Source organism: Methylomonas sp. AM2-LC, assembly GCF_039904985.1.
In the GTDB taxonomy this organism is placed as follows: Bacteria; Pseudomonadota; Gammaproteobacteria; order Methylococcales; family Methylomonadaceae; genus Methylomonas.
Map to the genome: position 1 here is coordinate 2,714,813 of NZ_CP157005.1, position 24,405 is coordinate 2,739,217.

26 protein-coding genes are annotated in these 24,405 nt (G+C 42.4%); 17 read left to right on the forward strand and 9 right to left on the reverse strand.

Translation table 11 applies throughout. The annotated features are described in order from the left end of the window. Positions 1-13 precede the first annotated feature (13 nt). Positions 14-901 carry an HDOD domain-containing protein gene (locus ABH008_RS12200; protein ID WP_347985895.1) on the forward strand — a complete coding sequence of 296 codons (888 nt, stop codon included), beginning with the start codon at positions 14-16 and terminating at the stop codon, positions 899-901. A gap of 70 nt (positions 902-971) precedes the next feature. Here ABH008_RS12200 and ABH008_RS12205 read toward each other — a convergent pair whose 3' ends face one another. From ABH008_RS12205 to ABH008_RS12215, 3 genes are all read right to left on the reverse strand, one after another. Beyond that, the gene (locus ABH008_RS12205) at positions 972-3,530 is read right to left on the reverse strand and encodes a heavy metal translocating P-type ATPase (RefSeq protein WP_347985896.1); all 2,559 of its coding nucleotides are present in this window, start codon (positions 3,528-3,530) and stop codon (positions 972-974) included. Between the two features lie 51 nt (positions 3,531-3,581). Further along, on the reverse strand, positions 3,582-4,166 hold the full coding sequence (locus ABH008_RS12210; protein WP_347985897.1) for a cytochrome b/b6 domain-containing protein: 585 nt from the start codon (positions 4,164-4,166) through the stop codon (positions 3,582-3,584). Positions 4,167-4,360: 194 nt separating this feature from the next. Then, a complete protein-coding gene (locus ABH008_RS12215; protein ID WP_347985898.1) occupies positions 4,361-4,756 on the reverse strand; it encodes a hypothetical protein in 396 nt (131 codons plus the stop codon). Between the two features lie 324 nt (positions 4,757-5,080). Here ABH008_RS12215 and ccmA point away from each other — a divergent pair, with 324 nt between their 5' ends. The 11 genes from ccmA to ABH008_RS12270 all read left to right on the forward strand — a co-directional run bounded on the left by ccmA (position 5,081) and on the right by ABH008_RS12270 (position 13,990). Continuing rightward, positions 5,081-5,713: a cytochrome c biogenesis heme-transporting ATPase CcmA gene (gene ccmA, locus ABH008_RS12220; RefSeq protein ID WP_347985899.1), complete on the forward strand. Its 633-nt coding sequence runs from the start codon at positions 5,081-5,083 to the stop codon at positions 5,711-5,713. Next, positions 5,704-6,378 carry a heme exporter protein CcmB gene (ccmB, locus tag ABH008_RS12225; protein ID WP_347985900.1) on the forward strand — a complete coding sequence of 225 codons (675 nt, stop codon included), beginning with the start codon at positions 5,704-5,706 and terminating at the stop codon, positions 6,376-6,378. Before ccmA ends, ccmB begins: the two co-directional genes overlap by 10 nt. Before the next feature lies 1 nt (position 6,379). Then, positions 6,380-7,141, forward strand: coding sequence for a heme ABC transporter permease (locus ABH008_RS12230; protein WP_347985901.1), 762 nt, complete (start codon positions 6,380-6,382; stop codon positions 7,139-7,141). Further along, positions 7,138-7,302: a heme exporter protein CcmD gene (gene ccmD, locus ABH008_RS12235; protein ID WP_347985902.1), complete on the forward strand. Its 165-nt coding sequence runs from the start codon at positions 7,138-7,140 to the stop codon at positions 7,300-7,302. Before ABH008_RS12230 ends, ccmD begins: the two co-directional genes overlap by 4 nt. After that, positions 7,299-7,733, forward strand: coding sequence for a cytochrome c maturation protein CcmE (ccmE, locus tag ABH008_RS12240; protein WP_347985903.1), 435 nt, complete (start codon positions 7,299-7,301; stop codon positions 7,731-7,733). Before ccmD ends, ccmE begins: the two co-directional genes overlap by 4 nt. Continuing rightward, a complete protein-coding gene (locus tag ABH008_RS12245; RefSeq protein WP_347985904.1) occupies positions 7,730-9,679 on the forward strand; it encodes a heme lyase CcmF/NrfE family subunit in 1,950 nt (649 codons plus the stop codon). The genes ccmE and ABH008_RS12245 overlap by 4 nt, the downstream gene beginning before the upstream one ends. Next, entirely contained in the window at positions 9,672-10,205 is a 534-nt protein-coding gene (locus ABH008_RS12250) for a DsbE family thiol:disulfide interchange protein (protein WP_347985905.1), read from the forward strand. Before ABH008_RS12245 ends, ABH008_RS12250 begins: the two co-directional genes overlap by 8 nt. Then, entirely contained in the window at positions 10,202-10,663 is a 462-nt protein-coding gene (locus tag ABH008_RS12255) for a cytochrome c-type biogenesis protein (RefSeq protein WP_347985906.1), read from the forward strand. Before ABH008_RS12250 ends, ABH008_RS12255 begins: the two co-directional genes overlap by 4 nt. Next, positions 10,660-11,883: a c-type cytochrome biogenesis protein CcmI gene (gene ccmI / locus ABH008_RS12260; RefSeq protein ID WP_347985907.1), complete on the forward strand. Its 1,224-nt coding sequence runs from the start codon at positions 10,660-10,662 to the stop codon at positions 11,881-11,883. The genes ABH008_RS12255 and ccmI overlap by 4 nt, the downstream gene beginning before the upstream one ends. After that, positions 11,883-13,262, forward strand: a complete 1,380-nt coding sequence (gene hemN / locus ABH008_RS12265) for an oxygen-independent coproporphyrinogen III oxidase (RefSeq protein ID WP_347985908.1) — start codon at positions 11,883-11,885, stop codon at positions 13,260-13,262. Before ccmI ends, hemN begins: the two co-directional genes overlap by 1 nt. A gap of 440 nt (positions 13,263-13,702) precedes the next feature. Further along, positions 13,703-13,990, forward strand: coding sequence for a (2Fe-2S)-binding protein (locus tag ABH008_RS12270; RefSeq protein ID WP_347985909.1), 288 nt, complete (start codon positions 13,703-13,705; stop codon positions 13,988-13,990). A 442-nt stretch (positions 13,991-14,432) separates the two neighbouring features. Here ABH008_RS12270 and ABH008_RS12275 read toward each other — a convergent pair whose 3' ends face one another. The 3 genes from ABH008_RS12275 to ABH008_RS12285 form a co-directional block, all read right to left on the reverse strand. Next, positions 14,433-15,467, reverse strand: coding sequence for an IS110 family transposase (locus ABH008_RS12275; RefSeq protein ID WP_347985910.1), 1,035 nt, complete (start codon positions 15,465-15,467; stop codon positions 14,433-14,435). 170 nt (positions 15,468-15,637) lie between these two features. Beyond that, positions 15,638-15,868 (reverse strand): DUF2835 domain-containing protein, encoded by a 231-nt coding sequence (locus ABH008_RS12280; protein WP_347985911.1) that lies wholly within the window; start codon positions 15,866-15,868, stop codon positions 15,638-15,640. Positions 15,869-15,893: 25 nt separating this feature from the next. Next, positions 15,894-16,409 carry an RNA pyrophosphohydrolase gene (locus ABH008_RS12285; RefSeq protein ID WP_347985912.1) on the reverse strand — a complete coding sequence of 172 codons (516 nt, stop codon included), beginning with the start codon at positions 16,407-16,409 and terminating at the stop codon, positions 15,894-15,896. Between the two features lie 156 nt (positions 16,410-16,565). Between ABH008_RS12285 and ABH008_RS12290 the strand changes: the two genes are divergently transcribed. From ABH008_RS12290 to ABH008_RS12305, 4 genes are all read left to right on the forward strand, one after another. Continuing rightward, positions 16,566-17,222, forward strand: a complete 657-nt coding sequence (locus ABH008_RS12290) for an HAD family hydrolase (RefSeq protein ID WP_347985913.1) — start codon at positions 16,566-16,568, stop codon at positions 17,220-17,222. Between the two features lie 241 nt (positions 17,223-17,463). Further along, a complete protein-coding gene (locus ABH008_RS12295; protein WP_347985914.1) occupies positions 17,464-17,709 on the forward strand; it encodes a hypothetical protein in 246 nt (81 codons plus the stop codon). Between the two features lie 4 nt (positions 17,710-17,713). Further along, positions 17,714-18,172, forward strand: a complete 459-nt coding sequence (locus ABH008_RS12300; RefSeq protein WP_347985915.1) for a histidine kinase dimerization/phosphoacceptor domain -containing protein — start codon at positions 17,714-17,716, stop codon at positions 18,170-18,172. Positions 18,173-18,191: 19 nt separating this feature from the next. Continuing rightward, on the forward strand, positions 18,192-20,675 hold the full coding sequence (locus ABH008_RS12305) for an EAL domain-containing protein (protein WP_347985916.1): 2,484 nt from the start codon (positions 18,192-18,194) through the stop codon (positions 20,673-20,675). Positions 20,676-20,800: 125 nt separating this feature from the next. On the opposite strand, the gene ABH008_RS12310 is transcribed toward ABH008_RS12305, so the two are convergent. The 3 genes from ABH008_RS12310 to ABH008_RS12320 form a co-directional block, all read right to left on the reverse strand. Further along, positions 20,801-21,034: a sulfurtransferase TusA family protein gene (locus ABH008_RS12310; RefSeq protein ID WP_347985917.1), complete on the reverse strand. Its 234-nt coding sequence runs from the start codon at positions 21,032-21,034 to the stop codon at positions 20,801-20,803. A 120-nt stretch (positions 21,035-21,154) separates the two neighbouring features. Next, positions 21,155-21,481 carry a hypothetical protein gene (locus ABH008_RS12315; RefSeq protein ID WP_347985918.1) on the reverse strand — a complete coding sequence of 109 codons (327 nt, stop codon included), beginning with the start codon at positions 21,479-21,481 and terminating at the stop codon, positions 21,155-21,157. Positions 21,482-21,701: 220 nt separating this feature from the next. Further along, a complete protein-coding gene (locus ABH008_RS12320) occupies positions 21,702-22,976 on the reverse strand; it encodes a PepSY-associated TM helix domain-containing protein (RefSeq protein ID WP_347985919.1) in 1,275 nt (424 codons plus the stop codon). 574 nt (positions 22,977-23,550) lie between these two features. On the opposite strand from ABH008_RS12320, the gene ABH008_RS12325 reads away from it, so the two are divergent. Next, positions 23,551-24,150, forward strand: a complete 600-nt coding sequence (locus tag ABH008_RS12325) for an SRPBCC family protein (protein ID WP_347985920.1) — start codon at positions 23,551-23,553, stop codon at positions 24,148-24,150. Positions 24,151-24,405 lie beyond the last annotated feature (255 nt).

Sequence of the window (24,405 nt, forward strand, 5' to 3'; positions counted from 1 at the left end):
GACCTAAGTATCAATGAGCCAGATATATCCAGCCGACAGTTTACCTATCAACTTTCTGGAAAAATATAAAGATCAAATTCGTATAACGCCATTAAAGATGAATATTCAGCGTTTGCTGGAAGCGCTTGCCGATAATGACATGACGCCAAAGCAAATGTCCGATGTCATTTATCATTATCCGGTTATCAGTGCGCGTTTAATTTGTTTGGCAAACTCCGCCTGGGCCAGCCCGCTTATACCAGTGACCAGCGTTGAAGCGGCTTGTATACGTCTGGGTAATGCACTGATCAAAAGTGTCAGTATTGCCATTGCCGTTTCTTCAAGTTTTAATACTGCCCGCTGTCCCGCTTTTAAACCTATCCGTCATTGGGCCACCAGTTTGTTGGTGGCAGAAACGGCTGTGTTGTTGTTCAACCACATACCGGACAAAACGCCTTATCCCTTAGATATTGAACCCATTTTGCGTAGTAGCGGTATTTTGCATAATATCGGTTTGTTGTGGTTGGCCGATAATTTTGCCTTGGAAACCGACCAAGTATTAAATCACACCAGTACACATTTATCCGTTTGCGTGAATCAGACATTTCAGCAAAGCCTGGGGGTAGATTACTGTGCTATAGGAGCTTGGATAGCAAGACACATGGAAATACCCGAAGTGTTAACCAGTGTTATTGCCCAGCATCGTAACCCGGAGGTGTCGGTCAATACACCGCTGCAAATACTGTTGGTGGGTAGTGCAGCCAAAATGGTGTCTGCATTATTTCATCAAACTGATTGGGTAGCGGATAGCGTGTTATTGGATTTAGGTATCGCTAACGACCAGCAACTGTATATTACCGAGCAACTTGAGAAACGCTTTGTGTCCACCAAAGAGTTGGCACGAGTTTTACTGGCCAATTAGTCATTGTGGGGGTAAATCCTTTCACAGTTGCTATTTTAATATTTGCTTAGTTAGCATTTATGTAATAATGTTATTTCAATGCATAATCTGAAATTGATCTTGGTTGAAAAGCGGCACGCAAGGCGTTTAAAACTGCAAAAACATCGATAATTTCTTGGGTAATTGCCCCAGCAACTGGCGTTAAGTAACCCAATCCTGCAAATGCCATGGCCACCACACTTAAAAGCATACCACCCACTGCACTTTGCAAAGCAATACTACGCATGCGTTCGCCGATGTGAAGCAGTTCATCGACTTTTAATAGTGAACTATCCATAATGACTGCATCCGCAGCTTCACCCGTAATATCACTATTTTGCCCAAAAGCAATGCCGATGGTAGCGGCTGTTAATGAGGGGGCATCGTTAATGCCATCACCCAGAAATAGAGTTTTTGCTGTCTGCGTTTCGTTACGGACAATGTCCAATTTTTGTTCAGGACTTTGGCTAAAATATACATGCTTAATCCCAACTTGTTCAGCCAAATAACGAACTTCAGATTCCCGGTCTCCAGAAACCAATAACACTTTTTCAAAAAGATGCTTGGGGCGTAAGTGATGAATGAATGATGAACTATCCGAACGCACTTCATCACGAAATTGCAGTGTCGCAGCATAAGTATTATTAATAAGTACAACACACTCAAGGCCACCTGTGGTTGGCGGTAATAAGTCCATTTTATTGGGTTGTTGCTCAATAAATTTTTTACGACTGGTTAGTTGAACTTGTTTGCCTGCAACATCACCTTTCAGCCCCTGTCCAGGCAACTCGGTAATATTTGCCACGGTTAATAAGACGATGTTGGATTTTTCGGCTTTTTTAACAATGGCGCTGGACAGTGGATGTTTAGAGTAGCGTTCCAAACTGGCAATTAAGGTTAATACCTCCTGTTCTTTATAATGACTGTCAGGAATCAATGCAGTCAGGGTCGGGCGTCCATAAGTCAATGTACCGGTTTTATCAAAAATAGCTGTGCGGCATGCGCCGATGGTTTCAAGAATAGCCGGATTTTTGATGATAATTCCAAGACGCGCCGCCAGCGAAATAGAACTAATAATGGTGACTGGAATGCCAATTAGTAATGGACAAGGTGTTGCAACCACTAATACTGCCAAAAATCGCATTTCATCGCCGCTCACTACCCAGGCTGCGCACGCGATTAAAACCGCTAATGGTGTATAAAGCGCGCCCAGTTGATCTCCCAAACGTCTGATGTTGGGACGGTACTGTTCGGAAGAGCGCATGACTTCCATAATTTTGGAGTAGCGTGAATCCGTTGCAAGTTTGTCTGCTCTAATGGTTAATGCCGCATCCCCATTGATTGCCCCAGACATGACGGGTGAACCGGTGGTTTTTGACATCATATAAGGTTCGCCGGTCAAATAGGATTCATCCATGCAGCCTTCACCGTCTAGCACGGTACCGTCTACGGGACAGATTTCGTGAGGTAAAATCAGTAAGGTATCGCCAATTTTGACTTGGTCTGTGCTAATGTCATTAAGTGTGGCATCTATTTTTCGATGTGCAACTGATGGCATACGCTTAGCTAGAGCTTCCAGCACTGAAGATGCTTTACGTACCGCATAATTCTCAAGCGAAACACCACCAGACAGCATCAACACCACTAGGCTGCCAGCCAAATATTCATCCAGCAACACGGCGGTGATAATCGATATGCCTGCCAGCAAGTCAGCACCAAATTCACCTTTAAACAGTTTCACGCATAGTTTAAAGACCAGTGGTATGCCACCCACGACTAAGACGGCCAGGAGTGGCAGTTGCGCCACTTCTAAGCTTAATTGCTGGTAACCATCAAACAGATGGGCAAGGCTTGATGAGAATGCGAAATTTAATGAGAGGGTATACTCTTGATGCCCTCTATCTAATAACGTGTGAAATACCAAGTAACTACAAATACCCAGAATACTTAATCCGGCAATACTGTTCTCAAAAGTTGAGCTTTGGGTACTAGATGACTTTTTTTCTGTCATTGACTTTCCCTTAAAATCATTATGTAAAGGCTTAAAGGTTTTCATGGGCTGCCCTGAATGGCGTCTGTACAGGCGGCGACGTTGTTTTACGATTAGCATCCAATAGATTACAGCAAAGCCCAGAAAAGCCAGCGCAATTCCCATCAAAACTGTACCTAACCATAGTGGCTTAAGCACGTCCCATATGCCAGAAGATATCGCCACCAGTTCTTGAGATCCTTTAATGGTTTCGAAATTCTGCAGGTATGTTTTGATTTCTGCATAACTCAGGGTATTTTCTTGTGTGGGTAAAAGCCACAGGCCAAGTTTGTATCCAGCATACCAGATGGGTAACGTTGTCAGTGGATTTGAAATCCATGACCAAGGCACACTTGCCAAGACACTGGCACCGCATAGCCGGGCAAATAGAATGGCGATAAAGGTTTGCCCAAAAACCGGCAGCGTGGAACTAAAAATGCCACAAGCACACCCCATGGCGATACGATAAGGTGTTTCATTATGCTGAATAAGTTGATGATACCATTTACGTACAACATAGCTTACTTGCTTAATCCAGCCTTTTTTTGTACGGGAGGCAACACCTAAAACTCTGGTCGGCATTTGCTCAATTCCCTTTAGACTTATCAATATTGCAAGCAATTTTGAAAGCTATCACTCCTGAAGTTTGTTTCTGGATTCCGTCGATATTTTTTTATAGCCATTTAGCATGGCTTTTGCCAGATTTTCTCGATGGATATAGCTTTCATAGGCTACACCGGTCACATGAATAAAAACCAAGACTAATGAAGTGTTAGCAAAAAACTCATGCAATTCTTCCCACATTTTTTCGTTACTTGATCCGATCCCTGCGAATGGACCAGCCACTTGATCTGCACCGTAAACGGCAAAGCCGCTGATCACCGTCAGTGTTAAACTAAGCAATAATAATAAAATCATGACCGCACCGGCCGGGTTATGTCCTAAATAACGTTTTGCTTTGCAAGCCATCAGCTCTTTAATGTAGAGGATAGCTTGTCCAGGAGTAACCAGAAAATGACTGAATTTGGCATATTCGTTACCCATAAATCCCCAGGCAATACGAAAAACCAATAGTCCTGAAACCAGATACCCAGCCCAAACATGTAGTGTTAACAGATCATCTTCTGTTAGGTAAGCAATGATAAAGCCCGCAACAAGCAGCCAATGGAAAATTCGAAGCGGGAGATCCCATACTTTGATTAAATTTTGAGTGTTCATATTGGTATCCTTTCAGATGAATTAGCTTGAAGACATATTGGACAAGAATTTACTGCTTTTACTAGCATGCTACAACTGGTTTATCGTATGTGAATGTTTTGAAATGCGGAGGCATTGCTAGAATTAATATTACTGATAATTTTGAACAAAGTCGGTACGTCAGCGCACACTTGCCAAGTATTAGATTATCGGAGTTATTTTTTTGAATCATTGCTCACATCAGGATGATCATCCAACCATTTACGCAGACTGGCAGCCACTAACAAATAGGTTTCGTTATCTTCGCTGCGCATGGTTTCTAGCGCATCAATCACCTGTTGTGCCGAGCGTTCTTTCTTTTTATTGGCAATTTGTTGCTGTATATCGCGAAACTGTTGGATCGTTTTAGTTATGCTGGGATCGGCTATTGAAACGCTTTTTTCATAGGTGTTCAGCAAAATTCCAACTACATCGGATATGCTACCCAATTGCTGACCTTCACTCGCCACTTCAGCAAATATTTTGCGTTCAAAGGCTGGGTCGGACGCGTTTTGAATATTCACCAGCAGAGATTGCGATTGTGTTTGATTCTGTAGGTTATCGTCAGTCATAACGTACTATGCCTAATTTTGATGGTTGAGGGTATGCTTTTGCTAACTATGCAGCCTTGTGACGCCCATCTAGCGCGATTGATGTGCGTGCTGATGTTGGCAGGCTAAGTATAACAATGAATAGTTAAGTTGGGTTTAGGCTATCACAAGCTAACTGGAAATCAAACGCCTTACTCTAATTGCGTTTGGGATGTTAAGTTGATAATCCACCTCTAAAGCTTAAAAAATGCGTGTACGACTTTAGGCATGTGTTCTAAATTATAAATTATGCTGCATTTCTTGGTAAGATATACCCCCATTTAACTGCGCCACTCATCAGGAGTCATGGAAAATTCGCAACAAACCGCTTTAGTCGTTACAGATTTGTCATGCAGTCGTGATGATAGGTTGTTGTTTTCTGGACTTAATTTTAGCTTGAAACCTGGGCAGGTGCTGTTATTGGAAGGCAGTAATGGCAGTGGTAAGACCTCTCTGCTACGCATATTATGCGGTTTTCGCGAAGCGGATGCGGGTGCTATCTATTGGTGTGGTCAAACGCTGGATGAAAGTTCCTATTATGCGGATATGGCGTATGTGGGACATGCCGATGGACTAAAAAAGGAACTGTCGGTACTTGAAAATTTACAATTTTCCCTGGCTTTACAACACAGCGGTGCTTATTCTATCGAACAGGCTTTACAGAAAGTAGAGTTAGCCGGCTTTGATGATAATCTAGTGCATACGCTTTCGGCTGGCCAAAAGCGGCGGGTCTCGTTAGCGCGTTTGTTAATTACCCATGCAGTGGTGTGGATACTGGACGAACCTTTTACTTCTTTAGACCGACAAGGCATAGAATTAATTGAAACACTGATGGTTAACCATGTGCAGCAGGGCGGTATGGTGATTTTAACCTCGCATCACGATTTAAGTTTGTCGCATATGCACTTACAGCGTATTCATTTAGATTCATGTCATTAAGTTCTGCTTTTTTTGCCATTATTCGCCGTGATTTGTTATTGGCTTTTCGTCGTCGGGCTGAAATGGCTAATCCATTGTTTTTCTTTGTGCTGGTGGTGACTTTATTTCCCTTGGCAGTGGGCGCGCAAGCGCATTTATTACAAAGCATGGCGCCGGGTGTGATTTGGGTATCGGCTTTGCTGGCGGCCTTATTATCGCTGGATGGCTTGTTCCGTTCCGATTTTGAAGATGGCTCGCTAGAACAAATGCTACTCAGTCCGCATGCCTTGTCGCTATTAGTGTTGGGTAAAATTATTGCGCACTGGTTGGTGACTGGCTTACCTTTATTATTAGTCGCGCCTTTATTGGCCATGTTTTTAGGTTTGCCTGAACAAGCCATGGGAACTTTATTGCTCACTTTGATCTTAGCTACACCCTTGCTTAGTTTAATCGGGGCTATTGGCGTAGCTCTAACGGTGGGTTTACGCAGAGGTGGGATGCTTTTATCGCTACTGGTGTTGCCTTTATATGTGCCGGTACTGATTTTTGCCAGTAGTGCTGTGGATAGAGCTGCTAGCGGTTTGCCAGTCAATGCACAGTTAAACATGCTGACGGCTTTATTATTCCTGGCTTTGGTGTTGGTACCATTACCCACCACAGCTGCCTTAAAAATGAGTGTTAATTAATATGTCTGTTTTTCCTGATGCTGTTGGCCGTTTTTTTCATCGTACCGCTTCACCGCCGCATTTTTATGCCTTAGCGGATCGGTTGTTACCCTGGTTGACAGTGATCTTTGGGGTGCTTTTACTGGCAGGTTTGTATGGTGGTTTGTATTTGGCCCCATCCGATTATCAGCAGGGTGATAGTTATCGCATTATCTATATCCATGTGCCAGCGGCCTGGATGTCTTTGTTCATTTATGTGTTAATGGCCATTATGGGCGGTATTGCTCTGGTTTGGCGTATCAAGCTGGCTGAAGTGATGTTGATTAGCAGTGCGCCCATTGGCGCCGGTTTTACCTTTATTGCGCTGGTAACCGGCTCATTATGGGGCAAACCTATGTGGGGAACCTGGTGGGTATGGGATGCCAGGCTCACTTCAGAATTGATACTGTTATTTTTGTATTTAGGCATTATCAGCTTGCATGGCGCGATTGAAGATCAGCGCAATGCCGCGCGTGCTGTTTCTATATTGGCCTTGGTTGGGGTGGTGAATATTCCCATTATCCATTATTCAGTTGAATGGTGGAACACCTTGCATCAGGGGCCTACTGTTACCAAAATGGATAAACCCTCTATACACGTTACCATGCTGGTGCCATTACTGATTATGGCAATAGCTTTTAAATTTTATTACCTTATTGCTGTTTTACAAGCGGCGAAACTGGAATTACTCAAACGTGAATCGGGTTCGCAATGGGTGAAATCGCTGCTGGAGAATCAGGTATGACCCTGCAAACTTTTTTTGCCATGGGTGGTTATGCATTCTATGTATGGTCGGCTTATGGCATTACCTTTCTGGTGTTGTTAATCAATATTGTGTTACCTATTGTGCAGCGTAAACAATTGCTACGCCAATTATCTCTTAGACAAAAACGCGGAAACCGATGAAACCAGCCAGAAAACGCCGTTTGATGTTGATCGCTTTAATGTTGCTGGGTTTGGGGCTGGCGGCTGCTTTTGCTCTGCAAGCATTTAATCAAAACCTGATGTATTTCTTTTCAACTACCGATGTGGTCGAGGGCAAAGCGCCATCGAATGCTGCTTTTCGTTTGGGCGGGATGGTGGTAAAAGGCAGTGTGCAACGTCCCGATGCCAGTTTGTTGGTGCGCTTTACTTTAAGCGATTTCAGTAAAGAAGTTGTGGTTGAATATACCGGAATTTTGCCGGATTTATTTAGAGAAGGGCAGGGTATTGTGGCAAAAGGCCGCTTGGATGCGCGTGGTGTGTTTATCGCTGAAGAAGTGTTGGCCAAACACGATGAAAATTATATGCCGCCGGAAGTAGCGGGCAGTCTAAAAAAACCTATGGAGTCAAAATGATCCCGGAGTTAGGGCATTTCGCATTAATACTGGCCTTGTGTATGGCTGTGATACAGGGCTTGTTACCGATTATCGGTGCTGCACGTTCTATCAGCGGCTGGGTAGCCTTGGCAAAGCCTACGGCTTATGGACAATTATTGTTTATGGGCTTAGCTTATGCCAGCTTAACCTATAGCTGTATAACACATGATTTTAGTGTGGCCTATATTGCCCAAAATTCGAATACCGCATTACCGTTAATCTATTTAATATCCGGTGTATGGGGCGCACACGAAGGCTCTTTATTGTTGTGGGGTTTGTGTTTATCGATTTGGACAGGTTTGGTGGCTGCTTTTAGCAAGTCTATACCCGATGTTACTCGGGCACGCGTGTTAGGTGTTATGGGCTTGGTGAGTGTGGGTTTTATCCTGTTTTTATTATTTACCTCCAATCCTTTTACGCGCTTGTTTCCGTCTCCTGTGGAAGGCCGTGATTTGAATCCGTTATTGCAAGACCCAGGTCTTGCCATACATCCGCCTATGCTTTACATGGGCTATGTCGGTTTTTCGGTGGCTTTTGCCTTTTCCATTGCGGCTTTATTAGAAGGCCGGTTAGACAGCGCCTGGGCGCGCTGGTCGCGTCCCTGGACTAATGTTGCCTGGACGTTTTTAACCATGGGTATCACCTTAGGCAGTTGGTGGGCTTACTATGAATTAGGCTGGGGCGGCTGGTGGTTTTGGGACCCCGTTGAAAATGCCTCGTTTATGCCGTGGCTGGTTGGTACCGCACTGACGCATTCGCTGGCAGCTACCGAAAAGCGTGGGGTGTTTAAAACCTGGACCGTGTTACTGGCTATTTTTGCGTTTTCTTTAAGCTTACTGGGTACTTTTTTAGTGCGTTCTGGGGTATTGACGTCTGTGCATGCCTTTGCCAGCGATCCAACCCGTGGTGTATTTATTCTGGTATTTTTATCGGTAGTGGTGGGCGGTTCTTTATTGCTTTACGCTATTCGCGCCCCGCAAGTGGTAAGTACGGCTCGCTTTGAAATGGTCTCCAAAGAATCTGTGCTATTAATTAATAATGTATTACTGGTGGTGACTGCTGCCAGTATTTTACTGGGTACTTTGTATCCACTGGTGATAGACGCGCTGGGACTCGGAAAACTATCGGTTGGCCCGCCTTATTTTAATGCGGTGTTCATTCCTTTGATGGCTCCTTTAGCGTTGGTGGTAGGCTTTGGGGTGTTATTACGTTGGAAAAGCGATGATCTTAAAACCTTAAGTAAACGTTTAATCGGTCTGGCTGTTGCTTGTGTGGTTATTGCGTTGGCTCTGCCATTATTAATGCCTTTTTATTCCTGGGCGGCAGCGTTGGGCTGTTTGTTGGCTTTGTGGACGACCTCTATATCGCTACTGGCCTTTAAAGAACGTTTGCAAACCTTTAGTTGGCAGCGTTTTAAGCAAATTCCCGCGGGGTTTTACGGTATGACGCTGGCGCATTTGGGTATAGCAGTGTTTGTGATTGGTATTAGTTTTACTTCGGTATACAGTATCGAACGCGATGTGCGCCTGGCACCTGAAGAAACCCTGGATTTGTTTGGTTATATTTTTCAGTTTCACGGTATTAAACAAACCGAAGGGCCAAATTATCGTGCGCAACAAGGTTATTTAACCGTCAGTTATAAAGGCGAAGTGGTGGCTGAGCTGGCACCGCAAAAACGTGTATACCGCGTACAAAAAATGCCGATGACCGAAGCTGCCATTGATGCAGGCGTATTTCGGGATTTGTTTGTTGCCATTGGTGAACCCTTAGGCGACGATGGTGCCTGGAGCTTACGTATCTATTATAAAGCCTTTATCCGCTGGATTTGGATGGGTGGCGTATTCATGGCCTGCGGTGGTTTACTGGCGGCTTGTGATCGTCGTTATCGTATCACTCCAAAACAATCGGCCACTGCGCATGTTTAAATATTTAATTCCCTTGTTTTTGTTTATTGGTCTGGCCGTATTTCTAGCTTTGGGTTTGAAACTTAATCCCAAAGACATTCCGTCACCTTTGATCGACAAAGCCGCGCCTGCATTTGTGTTGCCGATATTGGCAAATCCGGAAAAAAGCTTAGCAACGGCGGATTTAAAAGGCCAGGTTTGGTTATTTAATGTATGGGCATCCTGGTGTGTTTCTTGTCGTGATGAGCATCCCGTGTTAATACAATTGGCCAAACAGCAGATATTGCCAATTATTGGCCTTAATTATAAAGACGAAAGTGATGCGGCTAATCTGTGGCTGGAAAAACACGGTAATCCTTATCAGCTAAGTATTATGGATAAGGATGGTCGTACCGGTATTGATTACGGTGTGTATGGGGTACCTGAAACCTTTGTGATTGATAAACACGGCGTTATACGCTACAAACACACAGGTCCTGTTACGCCTGCCGATGTTGAGCGTGTGTTTTTACCGCTCATACAAAAATTACAGGCGGAGACAGTATGAAATTTGTAATGGTTTTACTGTTGTTTAGCTATGCCGCACTGGCAAGTGCCGTGGTTGAATATCATGACTTTAAACAACCAGAACAAGAACAAATTTATCTAAATTTGATTAAGGAGTTGCGTTGTCTGGTTTGTCAAAATCAGACTATTGCCGATTCCAATGCGGATTTAGCCAAAGATTTACGCCGGCAAGTCTATGAAATGGTACAAAAAGGGCAGTCAAAATCGCAGATTGTGGATTATATGACCGAGCGCTATGGCGACTTTGTGTTGTACCGTCCGCTGTTTAACGAAAAAACGGCTTTATTATGGTTAGGGCCAGCCGTATTTTTACTGGGTGGGCTAGTCACGGTATTACTCATTATTAAACGGCGCAATAAACAAGCGACTGCGTCTGAACTGAATGCAGAACAGCAATCACGTGTGCAAAAGCTTTTGGAAAAGGGTGATCAGGAGTGAATATTCAATTTTGGTTAATAGTCGCGACCATGATTGCTGTTGCGCTAATTATTTTGCTTTTGCCTTTATTAAAAAAGACTGAGCTAGTGGTTGTTGATGGTGAACAACGTAACTTAAAAATTGCCCGTCAGCAGTTGGCTGAATTAAAACAGCAATTGCAAGATGGTCGTTTACTACAACACCAGTTTGACGCCCAATATCAGGAGTTACAGGCTAATCTGAGTAATGAGATCGATACGCGTAAGTCGGTTGCAATAAAGGATTCAAGCAATGGCCGCTGGATGATAGCTGTTATCATCCTGTTTTTACCTTTGCTGAGTTTAGCTTTGTATGTGGGCCTGGGTGAGCCGGAAGCGTTAAGCAAAATTGAAATGCAACAGGAAACCGATCAACATCTGAGTAATGTCAGAATGATGATACCGCAAATTATTGAGCGCCTGAAACAAAATCCGGAAGATTTAGAAGGATGGCTAATGCTGGGTCGTTCTTATATGTATGTGCAAAACTATCCGGCTGCCAAAGATGTGTTTGCCCGCATTTATCAGTTTCAACCGGACAATGTTGAAGTGATGCTGAATTACGCGAACTGTTTAGCTATGAATAATAACGGTCAACTTGCAGGTGAACCGGCAGAATTGATAGAAAAGGCAGTAAAAAAAGCACCGGATAATGGCAACGCTTTATGGTTGGCGGGTATGGCAAAAGCAGAAGAGGGCGATACTAAGCAGGCGTTGAATTATTGGCATAAGCTATTAGTGCAATTACCGCCCGATTCGGATGGCAGTAAACAAGTGCAACAAATGATAGCCGAACTGGCGGCGCAGCAAGCTGAAGAAGAGGCGGGCAGTGCTAGCCAAGCCAGTGTTGCTATTACCACCCGTATTCAAGTGAGTGTGGATATTGCACCCGCGCAAAAAGCCGCTACGCAACCACAACAAACCGTATTTATTTATGCACAGGCGTTAAATGGCATGAAAATGCCGCTGGCCATTGTGCGTAAAAAAATGGCCGATTTACCGTTGACTGTGGAACTTAATGACAGTATGGCCATGCAACCCGGTATACATCTGGCTGATTTTAAACAATTAAAAATAGTCGCTAGAGTGTCTAAATCTGGCGATGCCATACCCAAAAGTGGTGATTTAATCGGCAGCTCTGCATTGGATGTCACCACCGAATCACAGGCTGTCAGCCTACTTATTAATCAAGAAGTGCCCTAATGGATCAATCAATCAAATTCGATCTGGATTTAATCCACCGTTACGACAAATCCGGGCCACGTTATACTTCGTACCCAACCGCGCTGGAATTACATGAAGGTTTTGCTGATGCCGAATACCGCCAGCACATAGACAAATCCAATGCGGCGGGTGGCCCGTTATCTTTATATTTTCATATACCGTTTTGCGACACGGTATGTTTTTACTGCGCCTGTAATAAGATTATTACCAAAAACCGTGCGCATGCAGTACCTTATCTGGAAAGCTTGTTACAAGAAATCACCATGCAAGGGGCTTTGTTTGATAAAAATCGCAAGGTAAACCAGTTGCATTGGGGCGGTGGAACGCCCACATTTTTAAGTTTTGAACAAATGCAAAGCCTGATGTTGGCTACGCGCGAACATTTTAATTTGCATAATGATGACAGCGGCGAGTATTCAATTGAAGTAGACCCGCGCGAAACTAATGATTTAACCATTGCGCAACTGCGGGGCCTGGGTTTTAATCGCATTAGTCTGGGTTTACAGGATTTTGATCCGGCGGTACAAAAAGCCGTTAATCGTCTGCAAAGCAAAGAACAAACCTTTACCGTGCTGGAAGCTGCCCGGCGGGAAGGTTTTCGGTCCACCAATATTGATTTAATTTATGGATTGCCGCTGCAAACCGAAGACACTTTTGCCAGAACGCTGGATGAAGTGCTGGAGTATGTGCCGGATCGCTTCTCGATCTTTAATTACGCGCACATGCCCAGTCGCTTTAAAACGCAGCGCCAAATTAATGAAGCGGATTTACCCGCGCCCTCTGTGCGATTGGATATATTGCAAATGGTGGGAAAAAAGCTGTCCGATGCGGGTTATGTGTACATAGGCATGGATCATTTTGCCAGACCGGACGATGAATTGGCCATAGCACAACGTGAAGGCAAGTTATATCGCAATTTTCAAGGCTATTCCACGCATTCGGATTGTGATCTGGTGGGTATGGGGGTAACCTCAATTGGCCGGGTCGGCGATGCCTATATGCAAAATTTGAAAGAATTATTTGAATATAGTGAAGCCATTGCCGATGGAAAACTGCCTGTGTTTCGTGGTGTAGATCTGGATCAGGATGATAAATTGCGCCGCGCGGTGATTACACAGTTAATCTGTCATTTCGATCTAAATTTTAGTCGCATAGAACGCGAATTTAGTATCAATTTCAGCAGTTATTTTGCGCCGGAATTGGAAAACTTACAGATAATGCAAACAGATGGCTTGTTAACGTTATCAAGCCAGGGCGTCAAGGTGTTGTCAGCCGGACGTTTGTTGATTCGTAATATTTGTATGGTATTTGATAAATATCTGACACAGAAACAACAGCAGTTTTCCAGAGTGATATAGGGCAGGGCGAATCTATTATCGTTTGTTAGGTCAATTGGGTGATATTAGCGCCTTAAGTTGGTGCGTTTTTACGCTTTTGGTGCTATTTACTGGTGCGTTAGCGGGGCTTTTTAAAAATTAAAGTGGGTAAATTGCCTTTATTTCTGGATTGTATAGGTTGGCATATTTTCTGCTTTACTATTATCAAGTCTCCTGCTGAGTCTGTAACTAGTCATAATTATTGACAAAGGTGTCTCGATTTTGAATCAGACACCTTTTTTTTGTCCCCTAAAATCGTTGATGTGCTGAACTGTGACGCATACTGTAGGTTTTATCAGTTAAGCTTCGCTAACATATATTTATGGATTGTAGCGTAACAGTGGCGATTAATGCGTCTCACGTTGCTTCCATACATTAATTCGCTTATTTTAAACTTACTTGAATGGGTAACGAGCAAAGATATGACAGAAAAACACAGCCCTCCAAAAAGTCGTTGGTTTAGCCCATGGCTAGGTAAGCAAACAGCCCAAGTTGCGGAAAATGAAGTTATACAGATGCAAGTTGTGACGACAGAAATAGCTGCTGAGGAGGGCGTTACCGTTTGTTATTGTTTTAATGTGGATGAAGAAAGTATAAAGTCAGCTATTAAAAAACATAAACTTTGCAGCGTTGAAGCGGTTGGCTTGTGTCTGGAAGCAGGCACGCACTGTGGTTCCTGTCATAGTCGTATACAGGCGTTGTTAGATTAATTTTTTATCCAGCCGGAAATTCTTCTTTGCCGATTGATGCGGTTCGCTGTCGCTCACCACATATATGGACTTCCCCCCTATTGCAAGACAAATTTTACCAAAATGAATGATTTCAAAAGTAATCAAGATTGCCGCCATATATTCGGTTTCAATTAGAGGTTGATTAATTTAACCACTGAACCTTGATGAACGTATTCGCGCGCTATTTCCACAAACATCCTAACGATTTTTAAAATCTATGTGCTTGAACGGGATAAATAGCACCGGTCTGACCTGTTGTTATCATCAATTGGATTTACTTGCCTCCGCAATCTGTTTTACTCTGTGTTACACCATTCACTTTTAATCATATCAACTGAGGGTTATCCACGCCTTACCCAACACCGGAACCCTTCTATCACGTGTAGGTGTTGGGTAAGGCGTGGATAACCCGGCCTACACGCTACGACATGACTACATCGGCGGACCTAACCTCATACCTCTTATTTTGTGTAGCCATTACCCACAAAATTCGGGCATTTTTATTGGCCAGTGCGACGGCCGCTTTGTTAAAACCACGTCGTTCAATTAGCGCCTGCAACCATCGACTTAGCGAGTCTGTTTTACCTTGGCAGTTTTTCAAGACTGATCGGGCGCCGTGAATCAGTAAAGTTCGCAGATAGCCATTACCTCGTTTACTGATACCCAACAACACCACCTTGTCACCACTCGTGTGCTGTTTGGGTACAATGCCTAAACTGGCTGCATAATTTTTGCTTTTGGTATAGCCTTTACCGTCCCCTATATCCGATGCAGCCATAGTAGCCGTAATGGCTCCTATACCTGGAACCTCTACAAATCGTTGACATAATTCGCTCTGAATACAGAGTTGATCAATCTGCTTATCATACTCTTTGATCGTTTTATCCAATTCCTTGAGTTTTTCAAGCTGTTTGGCAAACAGATTTCGACTGATCACGCTTAAACCATTCTCAGCATCTTCAATAATTTCAGTGAGGTGCGTTCTGAGCTGATTGATGCCTATAGGCAGCACAATTCCCCACTCACCTAAAAAACCCCGAATTCGATTCGCCACCGCCGTCCGTTCATCCACTGTACTTTGACGCAATCGATGCAGCATTTGAATATCTTGCTGCTCAAGCGTCTTAAGCGAAACTGTTCGTCTTTTCGGTTGGTGTGTTGCCGTCCAAATAGCCTCTGCATCGTTATAATCATTTTTATTGCCCACCACAAACCCTTTCACATAACGGGCATTCAGCAATACCACTTCATGCCCCAGTTTCTTGATTTCTCGCGCCCAATAATGCGAGCCTCCACAGGCTTCCATACCAATGATACTGACTGGCAAGTTCGCTATGTACGACAATAAATCCGCTCGCTTTACTTTCTTTTTAATCTGTTTCAGTTCAGCATTAAAACTCACCAGATGAAAAATGTTTTTTGCTAAATCTAAACCAATTACGTTATTCTTGATCATGGATTTCTCCTTACCCTTGTTTATTTGCCAGGTGCATTATGACACCGTTAGGGGTGGGGAGAAGTCCATGCCATCATCCTACGTTAGGATGAGCGAGCTGCATTTGATTTTTTGCTAATTGATGCAGTTTGCTGTAGCTCAACCACAATTTACCTTTAGTTTACGTGGCGTTAATCCAGCTTTTTGATGGCAATAAATTTATTTTTTTCGGTCAGTTCTAGTTCAAAATAGCCTTGTATGCCATTTTTACTTAGATATCGCTGTATATTGCCGGCGGGAAAGGAAATATTGCGTCCATCATCGGCTCTGGCTACTACTGTTTTTGCGATGCCCTGATAGACAGCCAAAAACTGATCGTAGCCTAGATTTAGACGAAAGCGTATGTAATGGTGGTTAGACAACTGGCAGCCTCATTACATTTATGTGTTATTTTTTAGACAAATAACTGTCTGCTTTGACATTAATGTCTTCTCCAGTCAGTAATATGCCCAGTTCATCCATTGCTTTACGGTAAACACGGCGCTTGAAATAAACCACATCTTTAAGTGGGTACCAAAAGTCTACCCATTTCCAGTTATCAAACTCCTGCTTTAGTCCGCAGTCAAAACGTACATTGGCTTCGTCTGTGACCAAACGTAAAATGAACCAAATTTGTTTTTGGCCTATGCACAGCGGCATCGAGTTTTTACGCACATATTTATCGGGCAGTTTATAACGTAACCAATATCTGGTTCTGCCAATTAACTGCACATGTTCTGCGCTTAATCCCGTTTCCTCCCACAATTCGCGATACATCGCAGTTTCTGGGTCTTCATTGTCATCAATACCGCCTTGCGGAAATTGCCATGAATTAGCGCCCTTGCGCTTTGCCCAGAACACACGACCCTCGTCATTGCAAAGGATAATGCCAACATTAGGCCGATATCCCTTCGAGTCTATCATGTCAAAAAAACCTGTTATATTTGTAGCGCATTGTTATCGACTATAATAATAAGTTCGAAAACGCACTTAATTAATTTTAATGGTGCAATTGTTCCACAAATTAACGGCAGAAGCCATCATCTACCGCATTTAATTTTATTTTTCTAAAGGTTTCCTGTGAGCTTAGCCATTTTTGATCTAGACAATACCTTAATTGCCAATGATAGTGATTTTTTATGGGGTCAGTTTTTAGTCGATTCTGGCATTGTTGATCGCGATTATTATGAACAGGCAAATCAAAAGTTTTATGAAGATTATCTGCAAGGTAGCTTGGATATTGTTAAATTTTTAGAGTTTTCGCTTGCCCCGTTAGCCTTGCATGATGCCGAACAATTACACCGTTGGCGTGAAGAATTTGTGGAAAGCTGCATAAAGCCGATTGTGTTGCCCGCTGCGCAAGCACTGGTTGATAAACACCGGCAGCAGGGTGACACGCTAATGGTTATCACAGCAACCAATCGCTTTATTACCGCGCCCATCGTCAAGTTGTATGGTATTGATAACCTGTTAGCCACGACACCAGAATTTGTGAATGGGCAATATACCGGTAAGTTTACCGATACCCCTTGTTATCAGGCCGGTAAAATTACCCACTTGAAAAATTGGCTGGAAAACCATGTAGAAAATATGGATAATAGCTGGTTTTACAGCGATTCACATAACGATTTACCCCTTTTAAAATGGGTTACTCATCCGGTAGCGGTTGATCCCGATGAAAAGCTTTTGCAATTTGCCCGTCAAGCTAATTGGCCTGTAATCAGTCTGCGTGAGTAAATCTATACGGGTGGTTTTTGTTTTTGTAGCCTTTTAATCGGAATTGAAAACAATCGGCTGGCTAAACTAATTGCAGCATTTTATGTGCATAATTCTTGTGATTTATTGGCATTGAATAAAACGACACTGATTATGCTTAGTATATGCATGAGCATTTGGCTGGAAACATTTTAAAAAAATGCAATGCAGTACAACCATACAAATTATGAAAGACTATCTTAATAGTTAGGGTGCTTGACGGATGGATGAGCTACTTAATACCGCAGCTTGTGGGTTTCAATCGCAAAGTAATGACAGCATAGCGTTGATGGCTAATCAGACTCTGGAAAAAACATTTGGATATGCAGTGGGTGCATTAGTTGGTAAGCATATTCATAGTATCTTGCTTGTATCTAGCCGCTTTTATTCCAGTCATATTTATTGCCGCAAACAGTGCCATCCATCCGGCAAAAGTCGTTTTATTGCATCAAAGTGCAGATCGGATTAAATCTATGGCTTTTCTACATGAAAAACTTTATCAATCCAATGATTTAGCTAGAATCGATTTTAACGACTATACTAAGGGTCTAGTTAATTATCTTTTATTCGGTTATGAGGTGCAATCCGAGCAAATCAGCGTCGATATCCGGGTAGTGGATGTGTTTCTGGATGTAAATACTGCTATACCTTGCGGTTTGATTATTAATAAACTGCTCACTAACGCATTGAAACATGCCTTTCCACATAACAGACCCAGAACAATTCAGGTGAGTTTTGCTAAACTTCAAGATAATTTTGTGCTAGAGATAGCGGATAACGGTATAGCTGTTTTAACAGAACAAAACTTGAGAAAAAGCCCATCACTCGGCCTGCAATTAGTCGAATTTTTAACCAATCATTTGTTGGGCAATATGACCATGGATACAACAACTGGTTGTAAATTTACATTGCAATTTTGCAGTATTTCTTAAACTCTAAGAGTAACACACGATGAATGCCAGCAGAATTATGATCGTTGAAGATGAAGGCATTATCGCTATGGATATTCGCAAACTGTTAGAAGGTTTCGGTTATCAGGTGGTTGCCATTGCTTTTTCCGGCGGGCAGGCTATTTCGTTAGCGGCTGAACAAAAGCCAGATCTTATCATGATGGATATCGTCTTAAAAGGCAGTATGGACGGTATCAGTGCTGCGCAAATTATCAAAGATTCTTTAGATATTCCCGTCATTTTTCTAACAGCATATAGTGATGCTGCTACGTTACAACGGGCTAAAACAGCAGGTGCCTATGGGTATTTGATTAAACCTTTTCGTGCAGATGAGATGCATTCTTCCATTGAAGTCGCTCTGTATAAACACAAATTGGAATGCAAGTTAAAGGAAAGTGAACAATGGTTTGCCAAAACCTTGCATTGCATCAGCGACGCGGTAATTGCGACGGATAACCAGGGGAATGTACAATTCATGAACCCGGTAGCTGAGGCTTTAACTGGCTGGAGTTTAAAGAGTGCCAAGGGTTGTAAAATCACCGAAATCATGACACTGAAGACGGAATCTGACTTGTCTGTGATAGATAATCCGGTTTTAAAAGCTTTGCATAGTCGTGCCTTAGCGCGTTTAAGTTCTACAACTTTTCTGTTAAATCGTACAAATACGCTTATCCCCATTGATGATGGTGCGGCACCTATTATTGGCAATAACGGCACGTTGTTAGGCGCGGTGCTGGTGTTTCGCGATATTACCGAACGTCTGGAGATTGAGCGTCGTCTGCGCGAAAGCGAAGAACGTTTTCATAGTGCTTTTGAACAAGCTGCTATTGGTATGGCTTTGGTGTCTATTGATGGTCGTTTTTTACAGGTTAACAGTTCAATTTGCGAAATATTAGGTTACACGCATGAAGAATTGTTGAATACTCTGCTTCAAGATCATGTGCCTGTCGATCATTATGAGCAATCGCTCAGTCGTCATCTTAACAAAGTGTTATCCAACCAACTGTTATCGTTTCAAACCGAAGTGCAGTGTCAACATAAAAAAGTGGATAGAAGGGTATGGACACTGATAAGCGTATCGTTGGTGCGAAATGATGTGAACGAACCCCTTTATTTCATTATCCAAGTTCAGGATATTTCGGAACGTAAGGCCGCCGAACGGAAATTACTCTATATCGCCAATCACGATCCACTTACCGGACTACTAAATCGAGTTAATTTTCTTGAGCAATTTAATCAGGCATTGTCTGCAATGCATAGGCATGATAATAAATTAGCCTTATTGTTTTTGGATTTGGATAGGTTCAAGCTGATCAATGATACCCTGGGGCATCGCATTGGGGATTGCTTGATAAAAGCGGTGAGTGAACGCCTCAAAAAAGCCATACGCAGTAACGATATTTTGGCCAGGCTAGGTGGTGATGAATTTATCCTAATGTTGAGCGATATTATCGATATTAACGACATTGGACGGATTGCACAAAAAATTATTGATACGCTGGCGCAGCCCTTTTCGTTTGAAGAACAGGATATTGTTATTACTGCCAGTATCGGCATCAGTGTTTATCCAAATGATGGACAATCTAGTCATGATCTGATGATGAATGCCGATACAGCCATGTATTTAGCCAAAGAGCGTGGCAAAAATAATTATCAGTTTTATACGCTGGAAATGACGACAAGATCTCTGGAGCGCATGACTATAGAAAGAGGTTTACGACTAGCCTTAAAGAATGGTGAGTTTGTGCTTGAATACCAGCCACAAATTAATCCTGTTGATGGCTGTGCCAACAGTGTGGAAGCGCTGGTGCGCTGGCGACACCCTGAGTGGGGATTGGTTTATCCTGATCGTTTTATTGGCATTGCTGAAGAAACCGGCTTAATTGTAGCCATAGGTCTATGGGTATTGCGAACTGCTTGTATACAAGTTAAAGCATGGCAGGATAGCAATAGTCTTTTTAAACTGGTTGCCGTTAATTTGTCAGCCCGGCAATTTCAGGAACCGGATTTATTTGATTGTATTAAAACTGTTTTGGATGAAACCGGTCTGCAACCATCTGCTCTAGAACTTGAAATTACCGAGTCTGCTGTCATGCAAGACCCCAAGCGCACCCTGGAAATTTTACAGCAACTTAATGAATTGGGGGTGCGGCTTAGTATCGATGATTTTGGTACCGGTTATTCCAGTTTAATGTATCTACGCCAATTTCCGGTTCACAGCGTTAAGATAGATCGATCTTTCGTGCAAAATATTCCAGATGATGAAGGTAGTATGACTTTGGTACGCGCTATCATTGCTTTGGCTCATGAGTTAAAATTGGATGTTACGGCGGAGGGTGTAGAAGATCTACATCAATATCAATTCCTTAAAACGCAAAACTGCGATATGTTGCAAGGATACTTGTTTAGTAGACCTGTGCGGGTGGAGAAACTGGAAACGGATTTTAGTGCTTTAATCGATGATGGCTTTGGGGGAGTAATCTAATTGGCTTAGCAGAAGTAGGCTGGGTAGGATGTGCCAACCAACGGGCGGCGCATCAATTGGAAGTTAATCTATCATCTCCTGGCGTCGGCACATCCTATATGGTTTTCTGTTAAAGTGTATAGATACTATTTTTTTTGAATATAAAAAATATGTTTTTCTGCTTCTTTAAAGGATTTTAAGGCTGTATGTCCTGCCTGATTGATATATACACCAAAATCTAAATGTGCTGCAGGGTCGGTGGCGATTATTTTAACCACTTTGCCGCTGTCAATTTCCATAATCGCTTTTTTTAAACGTAGCAAAGGCAAAGGGCATTGCAAGCCAGTAGCATCTACTTCAAAATCAAATTCAATCGTCATTGCAGGTGGATTTAAAGGTATTAAATTGCTTATATAATAACATTATGCTGTAAGCCTGATCATTTTTATGCATTGATAGGCGGCGGTACAATTGCTGTATTTGTTGTATACCAACAGCGATTATTGTGCAATTTCTGGTGAGGCATCGCGGTGATGATGGTTTCTTTTATGATTGGCAATTAACTGTTCCCATTTTTCTGCCTGATCGCCGGATAAAACCGCTTTTATACGTGCATGTGCTTCTTCATGTAGGGCACGAAACTTTTCATGTTCTTCTTTAAGAATAATAGCTAACTGATTGGTTTGTTGTGGAGTTAAGTCTAGCTCTTTTGCTAGCTGCTTAGGATTGTGTCCATGCGGACCGACATAACTGCCAATTTGATCAGCAAAAGCAGTGCTAATGGGAAACATAAGCGTGATAACTACGAGTATGATTTTGCTTTGCATGACAACTACCTAAGTTCAGTGTGTTTTATGACCAATAAACGTCTAGTTAATGTTAATGCAAAAGTATTAAGCGTAGCAAGTTTGTAGGGGTATTTTGCTTTAATAGTGCAATGATTCAACTATCTTAAGATGCGGTGCCTATTCTACGCCTATCCATTTAGGCAGATTAATAATTCAAACCATTACGAAATATTTTAATGTAAATTATAGATAAATAAAGTTACTTATTGATAGTATTAAGATAATTAAGTAATTTTTGTAGCTTAGGTTTTAGATAAATCCATGCTTTTTGACTTAAATGATAAGCATTTTGTACTGTTGCTAACAAATGCTGCCCTAGTGCGGCTATATCCACTGGCCGGTCTTGCACCGCGCCGCGTCTATATAGCCAATGCCATAAACCACTGACATATAAAAATGCTGGGCTGAGTCCGCCTAAAAACCATAGAAATTTACCGGTGTTGCCATAGGCTTCGCCGGTGTGCAAAGGCCACATCCAGGTGGTGAAGCGCTGTCCGCTGCTAAATTTCTGTGGATTTTGTACATCTCGAATCTGGCCGCTCCAACGATCTATCCATACGGTGGTCATGGGATGATGTTGATTGATTTCATCACGTTGGCGCAGATTAATGCGGTAAGTGCCTGTTTCTCCACGCGGTGTGGATATACGTCGCACTTCAGAGCTGGGGAAGGGCGCTCTGGCTATTAATACAGCTTCTTGTAATTTTATGGGCCTGTCATTGGGTATGGCCGAACTACGTACGGTGGGACCCTCATCGCCATGCCCCATACCTTCTGCAGAGGTTAAATATTCAAGTAGTGGCGGATAAGCCAGATGAAACCCGGTAAAGGCCAGTATCAACAATAATGTAGCGCTAAATACACCAAGTAAGCGGTGTAAATCAAAGATAAACCGACACAAACCCTGATCATGACGTACCGAAAAAGCTGCTAACACATGCGAATTTTTCGGCCACCATAAATACAAGCCGCTACAAACAGAAACACATAATAGCCAGGCAAGTACAGCCATTATTTGCCGACCAAATCCATCGAGTAATAATTGAGTATGTAGATCGGTTATATAGGTGGTTAAGGTTTGTCCCCAAAAGCGACTACTCAACACTTTACCCGTATAAGGATGTACCGCAACCACTAACGGCGCATAAAAGGCTCCTGTTGATTCTGCGGGGTTTTCGAACCAAGCGGTGATGGGGCTGTGCGGGGTACGTGGCATCTCCAAAGTCCATACGCCGTGTCGATTAGGATGGGCGGCGCGTACTGCGGCAATAATTTGATCCGGAGATTGCAGCGGTTGCTGGGTCGCTTCTATATACAGGTCAGGATTAAATAAGGTATCCAGTTCTTCGCTATAAATACACAGGCTACCCGTTAAACCGATGATAGAAAATACCAACCCCAGACTAAGGGCCAGATAGGTATGCACATTAAGCCACGCTGAGCGGGTGAGTAAGCGAGATAAACGGAGTTGCATGTAATGGATGGTGAGGATGAAAGAGAGCTATTTTACTGGCTTTGTTCGTGGTATTTGTTTAATTTGCAAACTTAATTTTATTTGTTGTCTAATACAGAGTTAGTTAGAGACAAAAATATACATATAGTCTATATATATTAAATGTATAGACTATATATTTAATGTTAAATATAACTATAACTGGTTATAAGTTTCGGTTTTTAATTTTTTGCGTATGTTTTATAGTCATTTTGCGGATAAAAAATACACATAAAAACCAACTGCAAATTTTCGGCATGTAAGAGTGGTGTGTTTAATAATTAGGTTGGGATTTTTTTTGAAAAAAAATATCATTGAAAACCACTTTAAAAACATTAATATAGATGATAGTCTTATAGTTGATTACACACTGTTTTTAATGTTGCATAAGGTAAGTTGTTAGGAGTTCCGCGTGGAACATTTTAAGTTTGTAGTAAGCTAAATCAGTATGCCTGCCAGTTAGCTTCTGCTATTTTTATAACTGTTTATCGCCTGAAGACGAGTTTTTATTTTATAATTGCTGTCTTTATTTTGTGTTAACCCATAGGAACGTTTTATGAAAAAAACCTCGCTTATCATTTCTGCCGCCTTGCTGATGTTTGCTGGTGTGGTTAATGCCCACGGTCCGGTCAGAGCTAAAATGACAGCTACTTTAGAAGTTGATGCACCCGCTGCAAAAGTTTGGGATCTGATTAAAAACTATGATGATTTGTCTTGGTTGCCACCCGTTAAAAGTGTAAAAGGTGATGGTAGCAATGCTAAAGGTGCTATTCGGGTACTGACATTGGCAAACGGCGGTACCATAACCGAAGAATTAAAAGCCTATGATGCGGCCAAAATGACTTATAAATATAAAATTACCGAAATGAGCAATATCGGTACTATTAAACATGCAGGTCAGGATGAACATATTCCAGTATTGCCTGTAGGCAATTATGCGGCTGAATTATCCGTTACCGATAAAGGCGGTAAAGCTGAAGTTGAATGGGTAACTACTTATTATCGTGCTTATGTGAATAATAACCCACCCGCTGAATTAAACGAAGAAGCAGCTGATAAAGCAGTGAATGATGTATTGACACATGGTTTAACCAATTTGTCTAAATTGATTACACCGAATGCCAGACACAGTGTACAGATAGATATTAAACGTTAAGTTGTTATGAATGCTATTAACATCTTAGATGGGTTGATGGTGATTCATTTTTAGTTCTTAGGTTGGGCTGACGCCAGGAAGCCCAACCATTATAGTCAATTAAGTCTGCATTTTTTGAGGCTGATGTTAAATTCAAGCAGACAACAATTGATGTTATGTCTGCATCCATTGTTGAGCTTCACGTTGTTCTGCCCAGTTTAGGAATTGCTTTTGCTTAGTTCGTAGATTGGGCTGCCTCTATAACAATCTTAACGA

What these genes read in the sequence shown, in the direction of transcription:
- ABH008_RS12200 (WP_347985895.1), top strand. Translation starts at nt 14, where the DNA reads ATGAGCCAGATATATCCAGCCGACAGTTTACCTATCAACTTTCTGGAA.
- ABH008_RS12205 (WP_347985896.1), bottom strand. Translation starts at nt 3,530, where the DNA reads ATGCCGACCAGAGTTTTAGGTGTTGCCTCCCGTACAAAAAAAGGCTGG.
- ABH008_RS12210 (WP_347985897.1), bottom strand. Translation starts at nt 4,166, where the DNA reads ATGAACACTCAAAATTTAATCAAAGTATGGGATCTCCCGCTTCGAATT.
- ABH008_RS12215 (WP_347985898.1), bottom strand. Translation starts at nt 4,756, where the DNA reads ATGACTGACGATAACCTACAGAATCAAACACAATCGCAATCTCTGCTG.
- ccmA (WP_347985899.1), top strand. Translation starts at nt 5,081, where the DNA reads ATGGAAAATTCGCAACAAACCGCTTTAGTCGTTACAGATTTGTCATGC.
- ccmB (WP_347985900.1), top strand. Translation starts at nt 5,704, where the DNA reads ATGTCATTAAGTTCTGCTTTTTTTGCCATTATTCGCCGTGATTTGTTA.
- ABH008_RS12230 (WP_347985901.1), top strand. Translation starts at nt 6,380, where the DNA reads ATGTCTGTTTTTCCTGATGCTGTTGGCCGTTTTTTTCATCGTACCGCT.
- ccmD (WP_347985902.1), top strand. Translation starts at nt 7,138, where the DNA reads ATGACCCTGCAAACTTTTTTTGCCATGGGTGGTTATGCATTCTATGTA.
- ccmE (WP_347985903.1), top strand. Translation starts at nt 7,299, where the DNA reads ATGAAACCAGCCAGAAAACGCCGTTTGATGTTGATCGCTTTAATGTTG.
- ABH008_RS12245 (WP_347985904.1), top strand. Translation starts at nt 7,730, where the DNA reads ATGATCCCGGAGTTAGGGCATTTCGCATTAATACTGGCCTTGTGTATG.
- ABH008_RS12250 (WP_347985905.1), top strand. Translation starts at nt 9,672, where the DNA reads ATGTTTAAATATTTAATTCCCTTGTTTTTGTTTATTGGTCTGGCCGTA.
- ABH008_RS12255 (WP_347985906.1), top strand. Translation starts at nt 10,202, where the DNA reads ATGAAATTTGTAATGGTTTTACTGTTGTTTAGCTATGCCGCACTGGCA.
- hemN (WP_347985908.1), top strand. Translation starts at nt 11,883, where the DNA reads ATGGATCAATCAATCAAATTCGATCTGGATTTAATCCACCGTTACGAC.
- ABH008_RS12270 (WP_347985909.1), top strand. Translation starts at nt 13,703, where the DNA reads ATGACAGAAAAACACAGCCCTCCAAAAAGTCGTTGGTTTAGCCCATGG.
- ABH008_RS12275 (WP_347985910.1), bottom strand. Translation starts at nt 15,467, where the DNA reads ATGATCAAGAATAACGTAATTGGTTTAGATTTAGCAAAAAACATTTTT.
- ABH008_RS12285 (WP_347985912.1), bottom strand. Translation starts at nt 16,409, where the DNA reads ATGATAGACTCGAAGGGATATCGGCCTAATGTTGGCATTATCCTTTGC.
- ABH008_RS12295 (WP_347985914.1), top strand. Translation starts at nt 17,464, where the DNA reads ATGGATGAGCTACTTAATACCGCAGCTTGTGGGTTTCAATCGCAAAGT.
- ABH008_RS12300 (WP_347985915.1), top strand. Translation starts at nt 17,714, where the DNA reads ATGGCTTTTCTACATGAAAAACTTTATCAATCCAATGATTTAGCTAGA.
- ABH008_RS12305 (WP_347985916.1), top strand. Translation starts at nt 18,192, where the DNA reads ATGAATGCCAGCAGAATTATGATCGTTGAAGATGAAGGCATTATCGCT.
- ABH008_RS12310 (WP_347985917.1), bottom strand. Translation starts at nt 21,034, where the DNA reads ATGACGATTGAATTTGATTTTGAAGTAGATGCTACTGGCTTGCAATGC.
- ABH008_RS12315 (WP_347985918.1), bottom strand. Translation starts at nt 21,481, where the DNA reads ATGCAAAGCAAAATCATACTCGTAGTTATCACGCTTATGTTTCCCATT.
- ABH008_RS12320 (WP_347985919.1), bottom strand. Translation starts at nt 22,976, where the DNA reads ATGCAACTCCGTTTATCTCGCTTACTCACCCGCTCAGCGTGGCTTAAT.
- ABH008_RS12325 (WP_347985920.1), top strand. Translation starts at nt 23,551, where the DNA reads ATGAAAAAAACCTCGCTTATCATTTCTGCCGCCTTGCTGATGTTTGCT.